The sequence below is a fragment of the Arthrobacter sp. Y3223164 genome, from assembly GCF_059091005.1.
Window position 1 is genome coordinate 1 of record NZ_JBNHGF010000284.1, and the last position, 3,602, is coordinate 3,602.

The following is a 3,602-nucleotide window of genomic DNA, read 5'->3' on the forward strand; positions in this document are numbered from 1 at the left end:
AGGCGGCTGCGGCCCGACGGGCGACTGCCCGTGGTTAGCCGGGCGGCCGGGAACCGCGGTTCCGGCCATCGGCAGCTGCGCGGCCAACCGCCGGGCCTCGTGTGCCACCTCGGTGGAGACCACCACGTCATAGCTGGTGGCGATCACCTGGTTGGTGGAGGTGAAGTCCCGCTTGCCGCGCTGCAGCGCGTAGGAAATGATGCCGAACAGCATCCAGAAGGCCGCGCCCATGGCCATCGACGAGATCAGCAGCACAAAGGTTTCGCCGCCGCCGAAGAGCATCAGCAGCAAGCCGACGAACAGGCCGAACCACGCGCCGGTGGCCGCGCCGGAGAGGGCAACCCGCGGATAGCTGAGCTTGCCGGTCACCCGCTCGACCGTCTTCAGGTCGTTGCCGACGATGGTCACGTGCTGGACGGGGAATTCCTCGTCCGCGAGGTAGTCCACCACTTTCTGAGCATCCAGATACGAGCGGTAGTTTCCGATCAACTCGCCCTGCGGAAGGGTACGGCTGGGGTCCCGGGAATCTGTACGGCCAAGCATCGACATACCCCCATTGTCGCTGATATACGCAACCGGTGGTTTGGGTATCGCTTCAGGTGAACGTGGGAACCGCCGCGCTGCCTTAGCCTCCGCCAGTGCGGCGGCCGGGAGCAAGGCAAAGCCGGCCCGCCAAATCCCGGATTTCCGGGCCCAGCACGTAGCCTAAAGGGGTGAGCACAAAAACCAACCGCGTCTTCGTAGCCCGGCTGCTCGGCCTGGACGTCTTCGACCCGCTCGGAGACCGCCTGGGCCGGCTGCGCGACGTCGTCGTCCTCGACTACGGCCCCGCCAAGCCGCCCCTGGTGGTCGGTCTGGTGGTCGAGGTCCCCGGCAAGAAACGCGTGTTCGTCCCCATGACCCGGATCACCTCGATCACCGCCGGGCAGGTCATCTGCACCGGGCTGGTCAACCTGCGCCGGTTCGAGCAGCGCGGCGCCGAGACCCTGGTGGTCGCCGAGATGTTCGACCGCCGCGTCACGCTCGCCGACGGCAGCGGCGACGCCACCATCCTGGACATCGGCATGGAACAGTCCCGCGACGGCGACTGGTATGTGTCCCAGCTCTTCGTCCGGCGCGGCCATTCGACGTCGCCGCTGCGCAGCCTGCGCCGCAACGAAACACTGATCGTGGACTGGCACGAGGCCTACCAGGGCGCCAGGCACGAACCGCAGGCGGCCACTACCTTCGTGGCCAGCCACGAGGACCTCAAGCCCGCCGACTTCGCCGAGGCACTGCACGAGATGACCCAGAAGCGCCGGCTGGAAGTCGCGAGCGAGCTGCAGGACGACCGTCTGGCGGATGTGCTCCAGGAGCTGCCGGACGACGACCAGGTGCAGATCCTCACGTCGCTGGATGCCGAACGCGCCGCCGTCGTGCTGGAGGAGATGGATCCCGACGACGCCGCCGACCTGCTGGCCGAGCTGCCCGAGGAGCAGAAGGAAGAACTGCTGCAGCTGATGGAGCCGGAAGAAGCAAAGGACGTCCGCCGCCTGCTGGAGTATGAGGAAAACACCGCCGGTTCCATGATGACCCCGGTGCCGGTGATCCTGCCCCCGGAAGCCACGGTCGCCGAGGCCCTGGCGCATGTGCGCCGCGAAGAGCTCACGCCGGCCTTGGCGTCGGCCATCTTCGTCTGCCGGCCGCCGCTGGAGACCCCCACCGGGAAATACCTGGGCGTGGTCCACATCCAGCAGCTGCTGCGCTACCCGCCGCCGGAGGCGCTGGGCAACATCGTGGATACCGACCTGGAGCCGGTGCTGGACCAGGCCGATGTCAGCGACGTGGCCCGCACCCTGGCAACCTACAACCTGAATGCCCTGGCAGTGGTCAACAGCTCCGGCCGGCTGGTCGGCGCCGTGACCGTTGACGACGTGCTGGACCATCTGCTGCCCGACGACTGGCGGGCGCAGGACGACTCCCCCGTAAGCGGAGGTGGACGCTTTGGCTGAAAAGGCAGACCGGAAAATCAAGGTCGCGGGACTGGACACCCCGCGGGAGACCCGTACGCGCCTGCTGGTCCGGTTGCGGCCGAACCCCGATTATTTCGGCAAGGCCACGGAGTCCTTCGCCCGTTTCATGGGCACCCCGCAGTTCCTGATGTGGATGTCGGTCTTCTGTGCGCTCTGGCTGGCCTGGAACACGTTCGGACCCGCACACCTGCGCTTCGACAGCGCCGCGCTGGGCTTCACCGCGTTGACCCTGATGCTCTCGCTGCAGGCCTCCTACGCCGCTCCGCTGCTGCTGTTGGCGCAGAACCGCCAGGACGACCGGGACAAGGTCTCGCTGCAGCAGGACCGCCAGCGGGCCGAACGCAATCTGGCGGACACCGAGTACCTGACCCGCGAACTGGCCGCGCTACGGATCGCCATCCGTGAAGTGGCCACGCGTGACTTCGTCCGGAGCGAGCTGCGCTCGGTGCTGGAAGAACTGTTGGACGACGAGTCCGCGGACGAACGCCGCCGCGGCCGGCGCCGTTCCTCCGATGCCACCACCTCGCTGCCCAAGCTGCCGCCCGTCCAACACGGCGGCCAGGAGAACTGATGCATGACTGATCCACACCCGTCGCAACACCCGGACCCGGCCGCCGTACGGCGCGCGCTGGGAACCGTAATCGATCCGGAGCTGCGCCGGCCCCTCGCGGAGCTGGGCATGCTCAAGGACGTCCGGATTGACGACGCCGGACGGGTCACCGTCGGCGTGCTGCTCACCATCTCGGGCTGCCCGCTGCGCGGCACCATCACCGCCGACATCGAGCACGCCCTGGCTGCCGTCCCGGGCGTTTCCGGGGTGGCGGTGGAGCTGGACGTGATGACGCCGCAGCAGCGCGACGCGCTCAAGGAGCAGCTGCGCGGTGCCGGCCGCGGCAATCCGTTCGCCGATCCGTCCTCGCTCACCCGCATCTATGCCGTGGCGAGCGGCAAGGGCGGGGTGGGCAAGTCGAGCGTCACCGTCAACCTCGCGTGCGCCATGGCCGCCCAGGGTTTGCGCGTGGGCATCATCGACGCCGATGTCTACGGTTTCTCGGTTCCCGGGCTGCTGGGCATCACGCAGGCTCCCACCCGGGTGGACGAGATGATCCTGCCGCCGGTGGCCTACGGCGTGAAGGTCATCTCGATCGGCATGTTCGTCTCAGGCAACCAGCCGGTGGCCTGGCGCGGTCCCATGCTGCACCGGGCCCTGGAGCAGTTCCTCACCGACGTCTATTTCGGCGACCTGGATGCACTGTTCCTGGACCTGCCTCCGGGCACCGGGGACGTGGCGATCTCGGTGGCGCAGCTGCTCCCGTCCTCGCAGATCCTGGTGGTGACCACCCCGCAGGGCGCCGCGGCGGAGGTGGCGGAACGCGCCGGCGCCATCGCCGCGCAGACCGGTCAGCAGGTGGCGGGAGTCATCGAGAACATGTCCTGGCTGGCGCTGCCGGACGGATCCAGGATGGAAGTCTTCGGCTCCGGCGGCGGAACTGCCGTCGCCGGGCGTCTCTCCGCCGTGCTGGAGAAGCCGGTACCGCTGCTGGGAAGCATCCCGCTGGAGCCACGGCTGCGCGCCGGCGGCGACGCCGG

At 68.5% G+C, this 3,602-nt stretch carries 4 protein-coding genes; 3 read left to right on the top strand and 1 reads right to left on the bottom strand.

From position 1 onward, the window contains the following. On the bottom strand, positions 1 to 549 hold a 549-nt coding region (locus tag AC5RUJ_RS12615), incomplete at its 3' end, for a YflT domain-containing protein (protein WP_494155944.1). A gap of 164 nt (positions 550 to 713) precedes the next feature. On the opposite strand from AC5RUJ_RS12615, the gene AC5RUJ_RS12620 reads away from it, so the two are divergent. The 3 genes from AC5RUJ_RS12620 to AC5RUJ_RS12630 form a co-directional block, all read left to right on the top strand. Beyond that, on the top strand, positions 714 to 1,991 hold the full coding sequence (locus AC5RUJ_RS12620) for a magnesium transporter MgtE N-terminal domain-containing protein (RefSeq protein WP_494000284.1): 1,278 nt from the start codon (positions 714 to 716) through the stop codon (positions 1,989 to 1,991). Continuing rightward, positions 1,984 to 2,583, top strand: coding sequence for a DUF1003 domain-containing protein (locus AC5RUJ_RS12625; protein WP_494000285.1), 600 nt, complete (start codon positions 1,984 to 1,986; stop codon positions 2,581 to 2,583). The genes AC5RUJ_RS12620 and AC5RUJ_RS12625 overlap by 8 nt, the downstream gene beginning before the upstream one ends. Positions 2,584 to 2,586: 3 nt before the next feature. Then, the coding region (locus AC5RUJ_RS12630) for an Mrp/NBP35 family ATP-binding protein (RefSeq protein ID WP_494155945.1) at positions 2,587 to 3,602 on the top strand (1,016 nt) is incomplete at its 3' end.